A 19,000-nucleotide genomic window follows, 5' to 3' on the forward strand; every position below is an offset into this window, starting at 1 on the left:
AGCGCTTGGAGAACTGGGGAACGTTGCGGGTATGGGAGGAACCGGAACGTTGAAAGCGGTCCTGTTTGACCGCGATGGAACGCTCGTCGTTGATGTGCCATACAACGGCGACCCGCAACTGGTGCGGCCCATGGACAGTGCCCGCCCGGCCTTGGAAAAAGTCCGCAGGGCAGGCCTGGCGACAGGGGTAGTGAGCAACCAGTCGGGCGTCGCTCGTGGCCTGTTGACGATCGGGCAGGTAGAAGCCGTAAACCAGCGGGTGGACCAGCTGTTGGGGCCATTCGATGTATGGGAAGTGTGCCCGCACGGACCGGGGGACGGCTGTGGATGCCGCAAACCGGCGCCGGGAATGATCCTCAGTGCCTGCCGTGCCTTGGGCATCCGCCCTTCGGAGGCCGCATATGTTGGGGACATCGGTGCCGACATGCAGGCCGCCACCGCTGCCGGCGCACGTGCTGTCCTGATCCCCACGGACGTGACCCGCGAAGAAGAGATCGATGCGGCGCCCCTGGTGGCACAGGACCTGTGGCACGCCATCGAACTGTTGCTGGCCCCGGTGGAGGAAGCCCCGCCGCTGCCGGCCGCGGAACCGGGGCCGGCCGCCGAACCCGGGCGGGCCGCCGTCGAGGATGTGCCTGCATGAGCCGCGTCCTGGTGGCCCGGCTGGACAGCATGGGCGACGTCCTCCTTTCCGGCCCGGCAGTGCGTGCGGTAGCCAACGGGAAGCGGCCGGATGGCAGCGCGCCCAACGAGGTTGTCCTCCTGTGCGGGCCTGAAGGAACCGGTGCAGCCGAGATGCTGCCCGGAGTAACCCAGGTGCACACGTGGCCGTGTCCGTGGATCGTGAACCCCGCCCCGCCGGCCACTGAAGAGCTGACGCAGGGCCTGGTTGAGTTCGTCCGCAGCTCACGGATCGAGGAGGCCGTGATCCTCACGTCCTTCCACCAGTCCCCCCTGCCCTTGGCACTCATGCTGCGTCTGGCGGGAGTAGGGAAGATCACCGGCGCGTCCACCGATTACGCCGGTTCGCTGCTGGACGTCCGGCTGAAGCCGGGAGAAGACTTCCCCGAGGACCAGCCGGAGGTAGTGCGGGCCCTCGGGATCGCCAGTGCCGCCGGCTATGAACTGCCGCAGGGCGACGACGGGAAACTGCACATCCAGCCGCCCCCTGACGATGACGAACTGGTGGACCAACTCGCCGACGAAGGCCCTTACATCGTGGTGCACCCGGGTGCCGCGGCCCCGGCGAGGGCCTGGCCGGCCCTGCACCACGCTGCCACGGTGGAACTGCTGGAAGCCTATGGGCACCGGGTGGTGGTCACGGGCGGACCTGGCGAAACGTCACTGACGGCCACCGTGGCCGGGCCTTCGGCGCAGAACCTGGGTGGCAGGACCAACCTGCGCACCCTTGCAGCGGTCCTTGAGGGAGCCGCCGTCGTGGTCACGGGCAATACCGGACCCGCCCACTTGGCTGCAGCGGTGGGAACTCCGGTGGTGTGCCTCTTCGCTCCCGTGGTCCCGGCCATCAGGTGGGCGCCGTACGGGGTCCCGATGGAACTGCTCGGCGACCAGGAAGCACCGTGCCGGAACACGCGCGCACGCCATTGCCCCGTTCCAGGGCACCCCTGCCTGAGTTCCGTAACCCCCGAACAAGTGCTGGAAGCAGTCGAGCGGCTCCTGGGTGGAGTGTCGTCACTGGCCACGCGAAGAAAGGTCTGGAAACCATGAGGATCCTGGTGTGGCATGTCCACGGTGGATGGATGGAGGCATTTGTCAGGGGCAGACACGAGTACCTTCTGCCGGTTGAGCCCGACGGCGGCCCTTGGGGCCTGGGGCGCGGTGGCCGTGAGTGGCCGGCCGCTGCCAAGGAGGTAGACCTGGCCACGATCGACCCCGACAGCGTGGACGCCGTGGTCCTGCAGCGGCCCGAGGAGATCGCCGCCGTCGCGCGGACCCTCGGGCGCAAACCGGGCGCAGACCTGCCGGCTGTGTATTTGGAACACAACACCCCCAAGGGCGATGTTCCCTTTACGCTGCATCCGATGGCCGACCAGCACTCCATTCCCGTAGTGCATGTCACCCACTTCAACCGGTTGTTCTGGGACACGGGATCTGCGCCTACCGTGGTGATCGAGCACGGCATCCCTGACCCGGGCCACCTCTACACCGGCGAACGTGAAGAAATGGGCGTGGTGGTCAACGAGCCCGTCCGCCGGGGCCGGGTGACCGGGACGGACCTCCTTCCCGGGTTTGCAGGCATTGGACCGTTGCGGGTCTTCGGCATGGGAACCGAGGCCCTGCCCCAGGCCTTGAACCTGAAGAACCATGGCCTCAGCGAAGAACGGCTCAGGATTGCCGGGGACGTCCCGCCAGCCGGGATGCACCAGGAACTGGCACGCTGCCGGGTCTATCTGCATCCTCTCCGCTGGACGTCTTTGGGGCTTGCCTTGCTGGAAGCCATGCATCTGGGCATGCCCGTCCTGGCCCTGGACACCACGGAGGCCGCCCGTGCCATACCGCCGGGAGCCGGCATGGTTTCCAACAATCCGGAGGAGCTCCACGCCTTCGCACGCAGGCTCCTGGATGATCCGGAGGAGGCCCACGCAGTTGGCCTCATAGCACGTGAAGCCGCCTTGGAACGCTACGGGCTTGGCAAATTCCTGGAGGCCTGGGACGGGCTCCTGGCCGATCTCGTGGCCGATTCCGGCATGGAGCCAAGGGGCGGCCGGGCACAGGAATCCGGCCACCCGCACCACGGAACGGACCACCGGCCGCAACCCGGGACGGTGCCCGTCAGCCATGAGAAAGAGAGGACGTACCCATGAAGATCTCCATGGTTTCCGAACACGCCAGCCCCCTGGCCGCGCTGGGAGGAGTGGATGCCGGCGGGCAGAACGTCCACGTCGCGGCACTCTCTTCCAGTTTGGCCCGACGCGGCCACCAGGTCACCGTCTATACCCGGCGCGACGATCCCTCCTTGCCTGCAACGGTGCAGGTAGCCCCGGGACTCAGCGTGGTCCACGTGGACGCCGGTCCGGCCGCCCGGATACCCAAGGACGAGCTCCTGCCCTTCATGGGGGAGTTGGCCGACGGCATCTGCGCCCACTGGGGCAACCAGACACCTGACGTCGTCCACGCACACTTCTGGATGTCAGGGCTGGCCGCCATCCAGGCTGCCCGACGCTCCGGCGCGGCCACAGCAATCCCCGTCGTGCAGACCTTCCATGCCCTGGGCGCCGTCAAGAAGCGGCATCAGGGAGCAGCAGACACCAGCCCGCCGGCACGCGAATGGCTCGAACCCTGGGTCGGCCGAACCGCCGACTGGGTCATTGCCACGTGCCCGGACGAGGTTTTCGAACTCAAGGCCCTGGGCATCAGCAGGTCGAAGATCTCCATTGCACCCTGCGGCGTGGACCTTACCCTGTTCCCAGGGACGGAGCAGGCGGAGGCCAAACCCAGGGCCCACCGCATCCTCAGTGTTGGACGGTTGGTGCCGCGCAAAGGCGTGGACCTTATTATTCAGGCGCTTCCCCTCCTGGCCGAAGCCGGCTTCGATGACGTGGAACTCCTGATCGTCGGCGGTTCCGGGGATGCGCTCACCCTGGAAGAAGATCCCGAGGCCCAGCGCCTGCGCGCACTCACCAAGGAACTCGGCGTCGAGGACAAAGTCACCATGCGCGGCCAGGTTCCCCGCGACGCGATGCCCGGCATCTTCCGCAGCGCCGATGCCGTGGTGTGCGCACCGTGGTACGAACCCTTTGGCATCGTGCCGCTGGAAGCCATGGCCTGCGGTGTTCCCGTGGTCGCAGCGGCGGTGGGTGGCCTCCGTGAAACAGTGGTGGACCAGAAGACCGGCCTGCATGTCCCTCCACGGAACCCCGAAGCGATTGCCGACGCCCTGGCCAAGCTCCTGGCCGACCCCGCGTCTCGGGCCGACATGGGCAAGGCCGGCATGCGCCGCGCCCGCTCCCGCTACTCCTGGGACCGCATTGCCGCTGACACTGAAAAAGCATACCGATCCGTCCTGGCTGCCGGTCTGTCCCGGCAGGCCGGTGAGGGCCTGGAACCATTGGAAGGAACGGCACTGTGACTATCAAACCCGTGACCATCAAGCCCCTGACCGCCAAACCCGTACCCGCCAAGCCCATGCCTGCCCGCAGGCCCATCCCGGACACCGTACCGGCCGGGTGGGGAGGTTCCCCGGACCCTCGCGGCCCCGGCAGCACCGAAGAAGTCACCACGCATCTGGACAACGTCCTCCCGGCGATCGAGTCGTTGCGCTCGCAGGCGGGCAGGCTCTCCGCCTGGGGGACGGAGCTCGCCCATCGGCTCCTTGCCGGGCAGCGCCTGCTGGCAGCGGGAAACGGCGGATCCGCCGCCGAAGCGCAGCACCTCACCGCCGAACTCGTGGGCCGTTTCGACGGAGAACGCGCACCCTTCTCCGCGATTTCGCTCCACGCCGAGTCATCGGCTGTCACCGCATTGTCCAATGACTACGGATACGACGAAGTCTTCGCCAGGCAGGTCCGCGCGCACGGCCGGGCCAGCGATGTCCTTATCCTGCTCTCCACCAGTGGGCGCAGCCCCAATCTCCTGAACGCAGTACGTGCCGCCAAGGAACGCGGCATCACCACGTGGGCGCTCACCGGCACCGGACCGAACCCCCTCTCGGAAGCCTGCGACGAAGCCATCATGGTCGACGCGATTGCCGCGAACGCGCAGGAAGGCCACCTCATCGCCGTCCACGCTGTATGCCGTGCCTTCGATGCCGAGGTCGCCCGCCGCACGGGCAGCGGGCCTTCACCAAGCGTTGGAGCATCGTCATGAATGTGACAGTCGTGGGCGATGTCCTCCTGGACGTGGACATCAACGGAACCGCCTCCCGCCTCAGCCCCGACGCGCCGGTGCCGGTGGTGGACGTCGGTGACGTCCGGCGTCGTGCAGGCGGAGCAGGCCTGGTAGCTACCCTCCTTTCGCGGGACGGCAACCATGTCACGCTGGTCACCGCGGTAGCGGACGACGACGGCGCAAGCCACCTCAGGCGCGCCCTGTCCGGTATCACCGTGCTCGCCGGAGAGCCGCTTGCCCCGACACCCACCAAGACGCGGGTGCGGATCGGATCACACCCGATGGTGCGCTTCGATGAAGGCTGCGCGCCGGCCCCCACCCCCGCCTGTACGCCGGAGATGGTGGCGGCCATAGCATCTGCCGGCGCGATCGTAGTGGCCGACTACGGCCGGGGCATCACCGCCAATCCGGACATCCGCGCCGCACTGTCGGAAGCAGCGCGACGTGTCCCGGTGGTGTGGGACCCCCACCCGTCCGGTTCCGCGCCCGTGCCCGGTGTCGCCGTCGTGACTCCCAACCTTTCCGAGGCAATGGCCGTGGCCAGAGCGGCAGGACTGGACGCGTCCGGTGCCGGTCCCATGGAGGCCGGGCGGCACCTGCAGGAGCACTGGCGGAGCGATGCAGTACTGGTGACCAGAGGCGAGGAAGGCGCCGTGCTCCTCCAGGCTGCGGCCGATGCGGTGGAGATACCCGCGCCGAAAACTTCGGTCACGGATCCCTGCGGCGCCGGGGACCGGCTGGCCGGAAGCCTGGCCGTGCACCTCGGCCGCGGTCTGGCACTGCCCGTGGCCGCCGCCCGCGCGGTCGAGGACGCCTCGGCATTCCTGGGAGCCGGCGGGGCAGCTGCCCTGGTAGCCGCGGTGGGTGACGCACCTGCCGCAGTGCGCAAGAGGCCCTCCGGCGATGGGGAGCGCGCCGTCGTCGAGCTCAAAGGCCTCGGCCTGCCCAGCGGCCATGCGATGGGGCTGGAGCCTGATGGTATCCAACTGGCTGCGTCGGTCCGCAGGAGTGGCGGCACGGTGGTAGCCACCGGAGGATGCTTCGACCTGCTGCATGCCGGGCATGCCCGCACGCTGGCTGCGGCGCGCAGCATGGGGGACTGCCTGGTGGTGTGCCTGAACTCGGACGAGTCCGTCCGGCGGCTGAAGGGCCTGCACCGGCCGATCGTCAGCCAGGAAGACCGGGCGGAACTGCTGCTCGCATTGTCCTGCGTGGATGCCGTGGTGATCTTCGGCGAGGACACCCCGGAAGCCTGCCTCGACCTCCTGCGGCCCGACATCTGGGTCAAGGGCGGCGACTACGAACCCGAAGATTTGCCGGAAGCCCGCTTGGTGGCGGGCTGGGGAGGGCGTTGCGTCACAGTGCCCTTCCACCCGGCGCGCTCCACCAGCGGCCTGGCGGCAGCCCTGGCCAAAGTGGGCTGAACAGAACCTGCTCCTGCAGAGAACCGACCAACGAAAGGAACCGCATGAACACGCAAACCCCTGGCCGCGTCATCGTTACCGGAGGCGGCTCCGGCCTTGGCGCAGCAATCGTGGAGGCCATCAGCAATGCCGGCGGCACCCCGGTGGTCTTCGACCGGAACATCAGCAACGTCTCCGGCGCCAAGGCGTTCGAGGTGGATGTGGCCAACCGCGAATCCGTGGAAGCCGCCGTCAAGGAAGCCGCAGAAAGCCTGGGCGGCCTGGACGGCGTGGTGACGGCAGCGGGCATCGACAGGTGCGGCAAGCTGGGCGACGTCCCGGCGGAAGAGTGGGAGAAAGTCATCGGAGTGAACCTCCTGGGAACCGTTTCCACCATCCGCGCCGCGTTGCCGTACCTGAAGGAATCCCGTGGCCGGGCAATCACCATCGCCTCCACCCTGGGCCTCAGGGCCCTGCCGGATGCCACGGCCTACTGTGCCTCCAAGTTCGGCGTGATCGGCTTCAGCCGGGCGCTCGCCGCGGAAACCGGCGGCGTCATCGGCGTGACCACCATCATCCCGGGCGGCATGAAGACCCACTTCTTCGACGACCGTGACGAACAGTACAAGCCGCAGGACGACTCCAAGCTCAACGATCCGGCAAATGTGGCCCAGGCAGTGGTGTTCGCGCTGTCGCAGCCTTTCGGCAGCGAGGTCCGCGAACTTCTGATCACTCCTGCAGAAGAAGGCTCGTGGCCGTAAGGTCCAGCACATCCTGAACAACGTCGGCCACGGCGATGCCCCTGATGAGGGTGTCGTCGTGGCCGCAGTGCGGTGCGGTCCAGCCGACCTGGGTGACGTCAGCACCGCAGACGGGGCACTCCGTCACCCAGGACATGTGGATGCGGTGCTGGCTGCGACCCCGGGCGCCTGCATTGAAGACATTGCCGACCCAGAAAATCCCCACCGTGGGCGTGCCGAGGGCCTGGGCCAAGTGGCGGGGGCCGCTGTCGCTGGCCAGCATCACCGTGGCCGACTCCAGGAGCGCTGCAAGCTCCCCGATCTCCAGCTCACCGGCCACGGACCGGACGGCGTCACGGTGTTCGGCCGGCAGTTTGGCCGCGGCGCATTCCGCCACTTCCTGGGCCAGGGCCTTCTCCGAGCGGTCGCCGACCACCAGGACCTGTGCTCCTTCCAGCGCTATTCCCACTACGGCCCCGGTGAAGTACGACGCCGGCCATCGCCTTCTGGGATCGGTGGCACCCGGGTGGACCACCACGAGGGAGGCCCGGTCCGGGTTCCGTAGGGTTGCGGTGTTCCGGCGGTGCTCGTCCCGGGCCTGCAGCAACGGCGGGATGATGGTGGGCGCCCCGGCCAGGCCCGCTGTCTCCAGCCAACGGTCGGGTTCGTTCTGGTAGTAGACGTAGTCCAGGTTCCGCTCGAGGAACCGGGCGTCCTTGGTGCGGGTGCCTGCGGTATGCCGGGCGCCGAGCCTGAGGAGGAAGGGGTTGGAGTACCTGCCCCCGCCATGCATCTGCAGTGCAAGGTCGAACTTCCTGGCGCGCATGGAAGCGAAGAAATCCTCCACGGCCTGCTCGTCCTCGTCGGTATTTCCGGATCCACCGTCACGCACGCCCTCCGCGAACGGGAGCAGTTCCACAGCATCTATGGGACCATCCGTGGCGGCAGCCAGGGCGGCGTGGATCGGTGTGCCCAGGAGTGTGATGGTAGCGGTGGGGTAGGCCGCCTTGAGGGCGTACAACGCAGGGTAGGTGTAGATCAGGTCGCCCAGGCCGCCGCCCCGCAAAACAGCGATCCGTTCGACTCCCGTGAACTTTTCCAGCACCGGCCCAACACCCTGGCCCACGCGGCGGGCGGATCCGGCCGGGCGGGCTGCTTGCATCCCGTTGTTGGTGCCTGCAGGCGGGGGAACGACCATGAGTATTTCCCTTCGTGGGGGGGTGCTGGAAAACTTCCGGCGCGGCGTGTGAAGCCCGGACCGCGGGGTACCTGAGGGGAACAGGAACATGCCGCCTCTACCGGAAGGTACCCCATGGTTCGCCTATCCAATCAAGAAGGTTTGGCTGAGTGGCTGCCCCGCCGCCTGGCCGAGGAACGCCCCGTCATCACGGTCATTGGCGATGCCATTCTGGACGGCTGGTGGGAGGGGCTGATCGAGCGTTTTTGCCGCGAGGCTCCTGCGCCGGTGGTTCAGGTGCAGCGCCGCGAGTACGCACCTGGCGGGGCTGCCAATACCGCCATGAACCTTGCCGCGCTGGGCGCCCGGGTCAGGTTCGTTTCCCTGGTGGGGGAGGACGATGCGGGCCAGCGGCTCAGGGACCGGATGGCGGACGCGGGAGTGGACGTGTCCGGTGTGGTGTCGCATCCTGACATGACCACCACCACCAAGTTCCGCGTCAGCAGTGGAGGGCAGGTGATGCTGCGCTTGGACGACGCCGCGGCCGAGGTGCCGGATGCCGGACTCCGGGGGCTGGCAGGTGCCATCCCCGCAGCAGTGGCCGGTGCGGAGGCCGTGGTCCTGTGCGATTACGAGGCCGGAACCCTGGACGGGCCGGTCCGGTCCGCGTTGCTCGCCGCGCTTGGTCCCGAGCAGCAGCGGAACCTGCTGGTGGTGGATGCGCACCATCCCGCCCGCTGGGCCGAACTGCGCCCGGACCTGACCACCCCCAATGCCATGGAAGCTGCCACCCTCCTGGGTGCGGAATTTCCCGGCGGTGCCGCGCGGTGCCCCTTTGTGGAAGCCCACGCGGAACAGCTCCTTCGCGCCTCCGGTGCCGCCGCCGTCGTCGTTACCCTCGACAGGGAGGGCACGTTGACCCTGCGCTCCGGCGAAAGCGGCAACCTGCCCCCGCATCACCGGACCTGGGCCAGGCCCGAGGCCGAAAAGCAGGCATCCGGTGCCGGCGATACGTTCGTGGCGGCGCTGACGCTGGCCCGGGCAGCGGGACTGCCCCTGACCACCAGCGTGGATCTCGCGCAGGCCGCCGCGGACGTAGTGGTCCACCGGCCCGGCACCTCCGTGTGCAGCACGGAGGAACTCGCCCGGCACCTGGGCGGATTCGCGGATACCGCCCTGTCGGCAGATGAACTTGCACGGCAGATCGAGGCGCACCGCCGGGAGGGCCAAAGAATCGTCCTTACCAATGGATGTTTCGATGTCCTGCACCGCGGGCACACCCGGTACCTCAACCAGGCCAAGCAACTGGGCGACGTGCTGGTGGTGGCGCTCAACAGTGACTCCTCCGTCCGCAAGCTCAAGGGCCCCGACCGACCCGTCAACCACGAGGCAGACCGTGCCGCAGTAATCGCGGCGCTGAGCTGCGTTGACCACGTGACCGTCTTTGACACTCCGACGCCGATCCCGCTGATTGAGCTGCTGGAGCCGGACGTCTACGCCAAGGGCGGCGACTACACGCCGGAAATGCTGGCGGAGACGGAAGCCGTGGAACGATACGGCGGCACCGTGACCATCCTGGACTACGTGCCCGAACACTCCACCACCGCCGTCCTGGAACGCATCCGCTCCACGGGCGACACTCCCACCGACTAAGTCCCAACCTCAAGGGGAACCAGATGCGGATCGTCATTACCGGTGCCACCGGCAACGCCGGCACTGCACTGCTCAAACGGCTCCAGAAGGCGCGGACGGAGGAAGGCGCGGACCTTGAACTCGTGGGCATTGCCCGTCGTGAACCTGACCGGAATGCCGCCCCCTACAAGGGTGTGGAGTGGCACACGCTGGACGTTGGCCACTACCAGGACCGTGGGGCACTGGAACAGGCCATGGCAGGGGCAGATGCCGTGGTGCACCTTGCCTGGCAGATCCAGCCAAACCACAACCGCGAGCTCCTTCGCCGCACCAACGTGGCGGGCACGGCCCATGTCCTGGGGGCAGCGCGCCACGCGGGGGTCAGTCATGTCGTGTGCGCCTCGTCAGTGGGCGCCTACTCTCCGGCACCCAAGGACCAGCGGACCAAGGAAGGCTGGCCGGCCGGCGGGGTGAAAGGCTCACACTACAGCGTGGATAAGGCCGCCCAGGAACGGCTCCTGGACAGCTTCGCCAAGGAGAATCCGGACATTGTGGTGGCCCGGCTCCGCCCTGCGCTGATCTTCAGTTCCGAGGCCGGCAGCGAGGTAGGCCGGTACTTCCTGGGGCGGCTCCTTCCGCGGCTCATTCCCCGCAAACCATGGCTGCCCGTACTACCTGTTCCAAAGGAGCTTGTGTTCCAGGCAGTCCACTCGGACGACGTCGCCGATGCCTACTGGCGCGTCCTCGACCAGCGCGCCGAGGGAGCGTTCAATATCGCCGCGGAACCTGTACTGGATCCCAATGCGCTGGCGTGGATCTTCAAAGCCCGGCGGCTGCTGCCATTGCCGCTTCCGGTGCTTCGCGCCGTCGTCGATCTTTCCTGGCGGCTCCGCCTGCAGGTGACGGACCCGGGGTGGGTGGACATGGCGGCGGGCGCGCCGGTGATGGACACCGGCAGGGCGCACGGGTTGCTGGGTTGGATGCCGCACAAGTCCTCGCTGGAGGCATTGACCGAAATCCTGGACGGCCTGGGTGCGGGGAAGGGGCGGAAGGCTTCGCCGCCGCTGACGCCACGCTGATGGGTCCGCACCCAGGTGGCCACTCAACCGGCTGTGGCCACCGCGGTAATCATCCGCCGGATACTCATGGCCACGGAAGCTGCCGCATTCACTGAGGCCTGGCCCGCTGCGGCTTCGTTGATCGCCTCGCCGAGGGCCGCCACCCTATCCCTGGCCTCATCCAAGCGGGCGTTCCGTTTCTCCGCATCACCTGTCCGCCACTCATCGATCATCCCCGACGCAGCTTCCAAGGCCTCGGACAGATTGGCCAGGACGCTGTCCGGAATCACGGTCCCGGCGTCCTCTTCCCAGATCACGCTTTGGAGGACGTCCGTAATGTCCTGCACGTGGAACGTCAGGCGCTCCACCGTGCGCATTCCGGCCAGCGCACCAGGGATACGGCCAGGACGACGCCGGGACCTGGGGTTCGCTTTTGCGCTCACTTCCGCTTGGTGGACGGCGGTCCGCACGTTTGCCGCGGTTGCATCCAGTTCGCCGCTGCGGCTTGCCCAGGCCTCATGGTCGGGTGGCCAGGACTCCTGCATGGCGCGCGCCATGTCGCTGAGCTGCCGGGAGAGGGCCCGTTGGTGTCCGGCCAGTGCCGGATCGATGTCGTCCAGGTGGAGCGGTGGGAACACCAGCCAGTTGACGGCGAATCCCACGGCGACTCCCATGCCCATTTGGAGCACATAGGCGAAGGAGAAGCCCTGGGCATTGGAATCACCGAGGACCAGCACGAACAAGGCGGCCATGGGGACCCACTCCGAGGCCGAACCCAGGCGGGGCAGGCCACCGATGATGACGCCCAGGCCCACCACCAGGGCCACGGCCCACGACGTAGGACTGGCTACCGTCGTCACGGCAAAGGCCATGGCAATCCCCAGCGCCAGTCCCAACAGGCTCTGCAGCCCGCGCTTGGCGGAGTCGGCCACGGTGGGGTGCATGCTCACCAGGGCGCCCAGCGGGGCATAGTACGGGTAGGCCGCCGCGGGGCCCGGCATGAAGGGGGCCAGGTACCAGGCCAGGCCGGCGGCGATCGCTGTTTTGGCGGCGAAAAGCAGCCGCTGGCGGGTCACGGTTTTTTGCAGAGCGGGGATCAGCCGCCCACTGATGGGCTTATGGCTCATTGTTCCAACGTAGGCACGTTGCCTCCGACCTGTCGAACCCCCGGTCGGGCCCGGGAACTTTTGAAAATATGTGTGATTGAAGCCGGGACAAGGGGGTACACACCCATTTGATAGTAACGATACTTACTATCCCGGCTGCTGTCCGCAGCCTGCCAACTGTGGAAAGAGAGCGACAATGACTGAGAGCCAATCGCCGCAGGACGGAAGCTTCGCGGCGCCACGAACTGGAGTCCCTGCAGGGACCGAGCCATACTCCGGAAGCTACCTCGACGCGCCGGTCGACACCGAAACCACGTACACCGGAACCCCGGGTACCACCGGCGGCACCGAATCATCGGGCAAGGTCGAGACCGCCAAGCAGGAAGCCGCTGGTGTAGCCGGTGCAGCAAAAGATGCTGCCGGCGGCGTCGTGGATACGGCAAAGACCGAGGCCTCGCATGTGGCCCAGGAGGTCAAGCTGAATGCACGGCAACTGCTCCACCAAACCAAGGGTGAGCTGACCGACCAGGCCGCAACGCAGCAGCAGCGGGTCGCCGAGGGACTCCGGTCCATCTCCGACGAGCTGTCCACCATGGCCAACGCTTCCACGCAGGGCGGGGTTGCCTCCGACCTTGTGCAGCAGGCAGCACAGCGTTCCTCCTCGGTAGCCCAGTGGCTGGAAAACCGTGATCCGGGTTCGCTCCTGGATGAGGTCAAGAGCTTCGCCCGCCGCAAGCCGGGTGCCTTTCTCCTGATCGCAGCAGGTGCGGGTGTCCTCGCCGGAAGGCTCGGCCGCGGAATGGCCGGTGCCGCCTCCGAAGACGCATCGACCGGTACTGCCCCCACCACGCCCCGTGCCGAGTACTACCCCACCTCGCGTTCGGCTGTGACACCGCCGCCGGTTGATCTCCCCGGCCCGGAGGCCACCACAGCGGGCTACGGAACCAACGCCGGCTACGGCGCAGCAACCACCACCGGCTACGGTGCGGGCACCACGGGCGGACTGGACGGGTCCACCGCTCCCTACCCGGAGACGGACGCCGGCGGGGTCAAGGCACAGGGTGATCCGCTGGCTGGACCGCTCGATCCCGATGACCCCCAGTATGGAGGTTCCCGATGAGCAGTCCCGCCGACCTTCCTCCTACGGAGGCCCACGCGAAAGCTGAATCCGTTCCGTTGGGCGAGTTGCTCAGCGACCTGACCCGCGACGTCTCAACGCTGATGCGCCAGGAAGTGGAACTGGCGAAGGTCGAGTTGAAGGACAGTGCCACCAAGGCAGGAAAAGGCGCCGGCATGCTGGCCGGTGCCGCCTGGGCCGGACACATCACCGTCCTGTTCCTGTCCATCGCCCTGTGGTGGGCGCTGGGCCAGCTCGTCGGCCTGGGATGGTCCGCCGTGATCGTGGCGGTCATCTGGGGAATCATTGCCGCAGTCCTGGCCAGCATGGGCCGCAAGGAACTGAACAACATCAAAGGACTGCCGCGCACCGCTGAGACAGTCAAGGAAATACCTCCAACCTTCAAACCGAATACTGAGGAGACACGATGACGCAGAACCCCGATGCCCTGCGCGCCGATATCGAAGAAACGCGCCGGCGGCTCAGTACCAACGTTGATGCAGTGGCGGACAAGGTCACTCCTTCGCACATTGTCCACCGGAGGGTTGACCGTATTAAGACGGCCGTCTTCGGTGCGCGCGATGACGTCCACGACCGGGCAAGCCATGTCCACGACCGGGCCAGCGACGCCGCCCACAACGCCCAGGATGCCGTGGCCGGCGTCGTCTCCGACATCGGCGATGCTCCGCAGGCAATCACGCGCAAGGCCCAGGGCAGTCCCATCGCCGCCGGTTTGATCGCCTTCGGCGCAGGTCTGCTGGTCTCGGCGCTGATCCCGCCGTCGGAGAAGGAACGCGAGGCCGCCCAGGCAGTCAAGGAAGCGGCACAGCCCCTCACCGAGGAACTGAGCCACGCCGCCAAGGAAGTGGCCGAACACCTCAAGGAGCCTGCACAGGAAGCTGTCCAGAGCGTCAAGGAAACCGCTACCGAAGCGGCAGCCAACGTCAAGGACGAAGGCCAGCACGCAGCAGCAGACGTCCAGGACCGTGCCTCCACGGCCAAGGACAACTTGGGCAACCAGTAACCCCAACCGGGCACCCCGCCGGGCCGCAGCAACGCGGCGTCGTGATGAGCGCGACGCCGCCAGGCTGCGGCTTTGCGGCGCTTAACGGCGGCTTTGCGGCGGCTTTGCGGCGGCTATTTGGGGCGCCGCACGGCGGCTATCCGGGGTTCCGGAGGTCCCGGGTCGCCGGCCAGGGTGTTCCTCCGCTTGGGTTCCTAGCGGACCTCGAGGATCATGTGCAGCAAGCGTGCCGCTGCCGGGCGTGCCGCGTGTTCCTCAACCCACTGGGCCCGGGCCACGGCCTTGCTCACAGCCTGGGTCGTGATGCCCAGCTCCTGGGCCACGGCCCGCTGTTGGCCCCGCACTCCCGGGGTCAACAGGTCCAGGACCCGCCACTCGGCCGCGCTGCGGTGCTGGACGATGTGGCCAAGCAGCCGCAGGACAGCCTCGGCTTCGGCAGCCAACGCGGCAAAGGGGCCGTCCACAGCCACCGGGATGCGGTCCTTGCCGTTCCGGAGCCGGTCCACGGCCCTCCGCGCATACACCAAGCCATGGCCCGACGCGTCGCGGACCAGGTTGGGCAGCGGTTCGTTGACGGGACCAACGCCGATCCCCACATACCACTGGCCGGTCCGCAGCGCGATCAAGGCGGTTTCAACAGCCTGGTGGCCATCGTCAACGATGCCTTGGACTTCGTCTTCCACTGAGCGGTCAAAGTCCAGCCGTGCGGGAATATGCCGCAGGTCCTTCAGGAGCTGGGGCACGAGGTCGCCGTCGCGGCGGCTGTCGCGTTGGTTGATCGTCAGCGTGAACATAGTGGATCACATGCTACCGGCTGGTAGCTGCTCTGCAAGGGCTTCTTTTCCGTATTACATTGCGTTCCGCATGGTTCAATCCAGTGCAGTACGGGTGCCTACGGCGACGGCGGGCAGCGCTCCTGCCATGACCTGGGCGGCCCCGGGTGCGCCTGCGTCCACCATGCCCTGTTGGACCGCCGACAGCAGTCCGGCCGGGTCGTCGTCGGTAGAGAAGATCCAATAACTTCCGAGGGCTTTGAAGACCAGCGCCTGGCGTCCCGCGGCCCCCAAGGACACTTTCCTGCTTGCCACGAGCCGCCGTTCGGGGTCCGTGCCGTCCGGAGTGGTGACAGCCTTGATGGACTCCGGCGCGATGTCTTTCCAAGGGACCACAATGGTGGTGCGTGGCTGGGCGTAGCGGGCCACCAGGCCACCCTGGAACACCAGCAGCTTTCGGAAGCTCCCCAGCAGGGTCATGCTCCACAGCAGCAGCCCGGTGAGAATGCTCGCCACTACGAACAGCACGGGGTCGGAAAAATGGGCGGGATTGCGGGTCGAGCGGATCGGGGTGATGAATTCACCGATCACTCCGAAAACAAAGCCGACCGCCAGGCATGGAAGGAGCGCCTTCCAGTAGATATGCCGGGAAGACGCAATGAACCGCAGCTCACCCAGTTCCGGACCGAGCCGCTGTTCCGCACCCCTGACGAGCCAGTTACGGCCGCGCATCCGGGTGCTGGTTGTAGAGATGCGGGAGGTTCCCGCGTTCGGCGTCGGCAGCCTGTTGGGCTGCCACGGCCTTGGGATCCGGTACCGGCTGCACGCCTTGCGCCGTTCCGGAACGGCGGTCCATTGCGGCGAACTTGGGGTCCCAGGTGTCGCCCGAGCCGCCGGTCAGCGCGGAGGCGATCACCATGACCACGAAGAACGGGAAGAAGGACCAGCAGATGGCCCGCCAACCGCCGAGCCAGGCGCCCGCCGTCGTGCCGTCCTTGATCCTGACGGAGCGCATTCCAGCAGCTGCGTCCCCAACGCTGCCCACGGTGCCCCACACCATGCCGTAGGCCAGGAGCGCCACAAACCAGAGGATCACGTAGAGGGCGAGCCACAGGCCGTCGTTGTAAGCGGCCGCAGAGCCGTTGTTCATCATCGAGTTCCGAACAACGGCCAGCACCACGGCGAGCACCGAATAGGCCGCAAGGAACACCACGGCATCCAACACGCGCCCCCAGAAGTGGGCCGCACCGGACGCCTTCACGTAGTAGGCGCCGGTTTGGGTGTGGCGGCGGACTTTCCGTCCGTTGACGGCGTCAACCAGGCCGGTGGCGGATTCTGACTTCGGGTTGCTCATGCGTGGCTTTCAGCTCGACGGCGGTTGGACGGCTGGGAGGGCGGCGTCAGGACAGGCCCGCGAGTCCACCCAGGACTGCGGCGAGGCCGGACGCGGACGTTTCCTTTACTTCAAGCCTGACAGAACCGCCCTGTTCCGGCGAACCACCCTGGCCTTCCGGCGAACCTTGGACGAGGGGCGTGAGGACGTGGACGCCGGACGGGCCGGTGTACACGGTGAGGGTCGGGAAGTCGTTGGTGTCGGCGTTGAAGGCCACCACGTTGCTGGCCGCCTGGGTGTCGGCCAAGGCGGTTGCGGCGTGTTGTTCGAATTCCGCCTCCGTATATTCCACGGGGTCCGAGTCGCGGGATGCAGCCTGGTTGGGATCAACGAATTCGGCCAGGCGCGGCACCAGTTGGTCCCGGGTGACGACGGTGAAGCCGTGCAGGCCGCCCTCGTCCACTTCTTCCAGCAGCACGCCGTCGTCGTGGAGGTAGCCGTAAAGCCACCGCTTGCCTGTTGAGACCGTCCGCTCCACGGACACCACGCTGCTGCCACTGCGGCGGAGCGTCAGGGCGCCGGTGATTTCCTCGGTCGCATGAAGCCTGCTGGGCTCCGTTTCGCCCTCGAAGATCACGGGGTAGACCAGTTCCTTGGCCAGCAGGCCGCGGAGGGCCACGGCGCACATGAGTTCCTTGCTGGCATCCTGCGTGGAAAGCCAGGGGAGTGCGACGATCTGTTCATGCTGCACGCCGTCCAGCGCCACGACTTCCTCGTCCGTCAGGGTTGGCAGTGCGGCTCCGGTGGCGCTGGCAGAGGCAAGCACTTTCGCGGCAGCCTCAATGTCCCGCGCAGTCCATTTCATGGTGCTGGTGGTCATCCGAATATCCCTCCGACAAAGTTTCCGACTGACTTGGCGGCGTCACTGACCCCGTCTGCCACCTTACTGCCTACATCCTTGGTAAAGTCGGCCACCTCCCGGGCGCCGTCGGCAATGTAGCTGCCGGGGTTGCGCGCAAAGTTGGTGATGGAATCCCAGTTGTCCGCTACCAGGTTGCCCAAGGCCCAGGCGCCGGCAACGATTCCCGCGCCGATCACGATCGGGGCGCCGATGGGACCGAGCAAGGCTGCGCCGCCTGCGGTCATCAGCATGATGCTGCCCACACCGCCCACCACGGAAAGTCCGCCGGCGATCCGGTCGCCCGTACCGCGCCAGCCGTCGTGTTCGGGGTTGATCATGTCGCTGATGCCGCCCACGATGTTCAGCGGAGCCGCCAGTGCGCCGGCGATGCGCAGGCCCTTGGAGAACTTGCTCGCATCCTGGAAGGCCTGGCTGTAGGGAATGTTGGCCTTGAGGTCCGTGAGGACGTCGGTGACCTTCTCACCGTTCCGCAGTGCGGTCAGCGCGTCCCGGATCACTGTGCCGCCGGCCCGCCAGTTGGTCAGGACTTCGCGCGTCTTGACCCATTCGGCGTGGCCAAGCTTGCCGTACTTGTACGCCGTCCACAGCTGGGCGGCCAGGTCCTTGACGCCCAGGCCCGTGTCGTAGACGTCCTTGAGCACGCCCACGGAAGTGCCCGAGCCGTCGTTGTGGCTGGCGAACTCCTGCTGGTTGGCGTGTTTCTTCAGCTGGCTGGCGTTCTCCCGCAGCATGTTGGCGGCCTTGACCAGGCTTTGCCGGTGCTGGCTGTTCCAGTCGCTCTTGAAGACGGTGGCATCGCGGCCCTGCCACGCGGTGGTGGAGTTGATGGCGTTGGACAGCTGCGTGCTCTGCAGGTTGATGGCATCGGCAGCCTTGCCCATGACCCCTGCAAGACTGCGGAGCTGCGCGATGTCCGCGCCGTAGAACCCAGCCATATGGAACCCCCTGTAAGCATCGAAAAGTCTCGTACCAGCCTAGGCGGAGCTGCAAGAAGCCGCGATGGGGAGACATGCCCATGTGCGCCAACGCTGCTTAAAGCACGACGGCGGGTGGTGCCGTCCCGTACGGAACCGCACCACCCGCCGTCGTCACCCAACTGGGTCGCATTTGTGCGCGTTTTGAACGTCCAAAACGTGCTCAGCTGCGACCCAGTTGGGGAGAGAGGCTAGTGGCCTTCGGCGGAGAAGCGCTTGATGGAAGCTTCCAGCTCGGCTTCGGCAGCAGCGCGGTCGCCCCAGCCCTCGGCCTTGACCCACTTGCCGGGCTCAAGGTCCTTGTAACGGGTGAAGAAGTGCTCGATTTCCTTGATGAGGAATTCGCTGACGTCGCTGACTTCCTGGATGTGGTCAAAGCGGGCGTCGGCAGGAACGCAGAGGACTTTGGCGTCTCCGCCGCCGTCGTCGGTCATGTTGAAGACACCGATCGGGCGGGACTCAACGATCACGCCGGGGTGAAGGTCGAAGTCCTGAAGGAGCACCAGTGCATCCAACGGGTCGCCATCTTCGCCCAGGGTGTTCTCGAAGAAGCCGTAGTGCGTGGGGTACTGCATGGAGGTGAAGAGGACGCGGTCCAGGCGGACGCGGCCGGTCTCGTGGTCGACTTCGTACTTGACGCGTGATCCCTTGGGGATCTCGATGGTCACGTCGTGCTTCATGGAATGCTCCTTGACGGGTGTGGGTGGGGCGTTGCTCCGCCGAAGCGGTGGCCGCCACGGGTGACGGTGCCTGGGCAGGCTGCTCAGCCCGGGGCTGGCGGCAGGCAAAAGTAAGCCGACGCCGCCGACTACTATTGAGGATATAGCGAGAGGCCCGGGTTTCTTGAACCGGCGGGGACATTTCAGGACTGACAGGACCAAGCAACTTCCATG

Annotated in this window: 20 protein-coding genes; 12 read left to right on the forward strand and 8 right to left on the reverse strand. The window is 66.9% G+C overall.

All coding sequences use genetic code 11. From position 1 onward, the window contains the following. Positions 1-31 precede the first annotated feature (31 nt). The 7 genes from ACUYMZ_RS01635 to ACUYMZ_RS01665 are packed head-to-tail and all read left to right on the forward strand — an operon-like array spanning position 32 to position 7,012. On the forward strand, positions 32-643 hold the full coding sequence (locus ACUYMZ_RS01635) for a D-glycero-alpha-D-manno-heptose-1,7-bisphosphate 7-phosphatase (RefSeq protein ID WP_481601886.1): 612 nt from the start codon (positions 32-34) through the stop codon (positions 641-643). After that, a complete protein-coding gene (locus ACUYMZ_RS01640) occupies positions 640-1,728 on the forward strand; it encodes a glycosyltransferase family 9 protein (protein WP_481601887.1) in 1,089 nt (362 codons plus the stop codon). Before ACUYMZ_RS01635 ends, ACUYMZ_RS01640 begins: the two co-directional genes overlap by 4 nt. Further along, positions 1,725-2,825, forward strand: a complete 1,101-nt coding sequence (locus ACUYMZ_RS01645) for a glycosyltransferase (RefSeq protein WP_481601888.1) — start codon at positions 1,725-1,727, stop codon at positions 2,823-2,825. The genes ACUYMZ_RS01640 and ACUYMZ_RS01645 overlap by 4 nt, the downstream gene beginning before the upstream one ends. Continuing rightward, positions 2,822-4,090, forward strand: a complete 1,269-nt coding sequence (locus ACUYMZ_RS01650; RefSeq protein ID WP_481601889.1) for a glycosyltransferase — start codon at positions 2,822-2,824, stop codon at positions 4,088-4,090. The genes ACUYMZ_RS01645 and ACUYMZ_RS01650 overlap by 4 nt, the downstream gene beginning before the upstream one ends. Before the next feature lie 56 nt (positions 4,091-4,146). Beyond that, positions 4,147-4,827 (forward strand): D-sedoheptulose-7-phosphate isomerase, encoded by a 681-nt coding sequence (locus ACUYMZ_RS01655; protein ID WP_426007636.1) that lies wholly within the window; start codon positions 4,147-4,149, stop codon positions 4,825-4,827. Then, a complete protein-coding gene (locus ACUYMZ_RS01660) occupies positions 4,824-6,272 on the forward strand; it encodes a PfkB family carbohydrate kinase (RefSeq protein WP_481601890.1) in 1,449 nt (482 codons plus the stop codon). Before ACUYMZ_RS01655 ends, ACUYMZ_RS01660 begins: the two co-directional genes overlap by 4 nt. A 44-nt stretch (positions 6,273-6,316) precedes the next feature. Beyond that, positions 6,317-7,012, forward strand: coding sequence for an SDR family oxidoreductase (locus ACUYMZ_RS01665; RefSeq protein ID WP_442424616.1), 696 nt, complete (start codon positions 6,317-6,319; stop codon positions 7,010-7,012). Here the strand turns inward: ACUYMZ_RS01665 and ACUYMZ_RS01670 are convergent. Next, positions 6,981-8,189: a glycosyltransferase family 9 protein gene (locus ACUYMZ_RS01670; RefSeq protein ID WP_481601891.1), complete on the reverse strand. Its 1,209-nt coding sequence runs from the start codon at positions 8,187-8,189 to the stop codon at positions 6,981-6,983. The two genes, ACUYMZ_RS01665 and ACUYMZ_RS01670, sit on opposite strands and share 32 nt — an antisense overlap. A 114-nt stretch (positions 8,190-8,303) precedes the next feature. Between ACUYMZ_RS01670 and rfaE2 the strand changes: the two genes are divergently transcribed. Beyond that, on the forward strand, positions 8,304-9,821 hold the full coding sequence (gene rfaE2 / locus ACUYMZ_RS01675; protein WP_481601892.1) for a D-glycero-beta-D-manno-heptose 1-phosphate adenylyltransferase: 1,518 nt from the start codon (positions 8,304-8,306) through the stop codon (positions 9,819-9,821). A 23-nt stretch (positions 9,822-9,844) separates the two neighbouring features. Further along, the gene (locus ACUYMZ_RS01680) at positions 9,845-10,879 is read left to right on the forward strand and encodes an NAD-dependent epimerase/dehydratase family protein (RefSeq protein WP_481601893.1); all 1,035 of its coding nucleotides are present in this window, start codon (positions 9,845-9,847) and stop codon (positions 10,877-10,879) included. A gap of 23 nt (positions 10,880-10,902) precedes the next feature. On the opposite strand, the gene ACUYMZ_RS01685 is transcribed toward ACUYMZ_RS01680, so the two are convergent. Then, entirely contained in the window at positions 10,903-11,985 is a 1,083-nt protein-coding gene (locus tag ACUYMZ_RS01685; RefSeq protein ID WP_481601894.1) for an FUSC family protein, read from the reverse strand. Positions 11,986-12,160: 175 nt separating this feature from the next. Here ACUYMZ_RS01685 and ACUYMZ_RS01690 point away from each other — a divergent pair, with 175 nt between their 5' ends. Genes ACUYMZ_RS01690 through ACUYMZ_RS01700 form a run of 3 tightly spaced genes read left to right on the forward strand, consistent with a single transcriptional unit; the run spans position 12,161 to position 14,105 of the window. Further along, the gene (locus tag ACUYMZ_RS01690) at positions 12,161-13,084 is read left to right on the forward strand and encodes a hypothetical protein (protein WP_481601895.1); all 924 of its coding nucleotides are present in this window, start codon (positions 12,161-12,163) and stop codon (positions 13,082-13,084) included. Then, entirely contained in the window at positions 13,081-13,512 is a 432-nt protein-coding gene (locus ACUYMZ_RS01695) for a phage holin family protein (protein WP_426005157.1), read from the forward strand. The genes ACUYMZ_RS01690 and ACUYMZ_RS01695 overlap by 4 nt, the downstream gene beginning before the upstream one ends. After that, complete coding sequence (locus ACUYMZ_RS01700; protein ID WP_442424622.1) at positions 13,509-14,105, forward strand: DUF3618 domain-containing protein; 597 nt, start codon at positions 13,509-13,511, stop codon at positions 14,103-14,105. Before ACUYMZ_RS01695 ends, ACUYMZ_RS01700 begins: the two co-directional genes overlap by 4 nt. A 194-nt stretch (positions 14,106-14,299) precedes the next feature. Here ACUYMZ_RS01700 and ACUYMZ_RS01705 read toward each other — a convergent pair whose 3' ends face one another. The 6 genes from ACUYMZ_RS01705 to ACUYMZ_RS01730 all read right to left on the reverse strand — a co-directional run bounded on the left by ACUYMZ_RS01705 (position 14,300) and on the right by ACUYMZ_RS01730 (position 18,787). Continuing rightward, a complete protein-coding gene (locus tag ACUYMZ_RS01705) occupies positions 14,300-14,899 on the reverse strand; it encodes a hypothetical protein (protein WP_426005161.1) in 600 nt (199 codons plus the stop codon). 75 nt (positions 14,900-14,974) lie between these two features. Continuing rightward, entirely contained in the window at positions 14,975-15,610 is a 636-nt protein-coding gene (locus ACUYMZ_RS01710) for a hypothetical protein (RefSeq protein ID WP_481601896.1), read from the reverse strand. Continuing rightward, positions 15,597-16,232 carry a hypothetical protein gene (locus ACUYMZ_RS01715; RefSeq protein WP_426005164.1) on the reverse strand — a complete coding sequence of 212 codons (636 nt, stop codon included), beginning with the start codon at positions 16,230-16,232 and terminating at the stop codon, positions 15,597-15,599. Before ACUYMZ_RS01715 ends, ACUYMZ_RS01710 begins: the two co-directional genes overlap by 14 nt. A 46-nt stretch (positions 16,233-16,278) precedes the next feature. Further along, positions 16,279-17,091, reverse strand: coding sequence for a hypothetical protein (locus tag ACUYMZ_RS01720; protein ID WP_481601897.1), 813 nt, complete (start codon positions 17,089-17,091; stop codon positions 16,279-16,281). Further along, positions 17,088-18,068: a hypothetical protein gene (locus ACUYMZ_RS01725; protein WP_426005167.1), complete on the reverse strand. Its 981-nt coding sequence runs from the start codon at positions 18,066-18,068 to the stop codon at positions 17,088-17,090. Before ACUYMZ_RS01725 ends, ACUYMZ_RS01720 begins: the two co-directional genes overlap by 4 nt. 230 nt (positions 18,069-18,298) lie before the next feature. Next, a complete protein-coding gene (locus ACUYMZ_RS01730) occupies positions 18,299-18,787 on the reverse strand; it encodes an inorganic diphosphatase (protein ID WP_426005168.1) in 489 nt (162 codons plus the stop codon). Positions 18,788-19,000: the final 213 nt, after the last annotated feature.

Source organism: Arthrobacter sp. T572 (assembly GCF_056780115.1).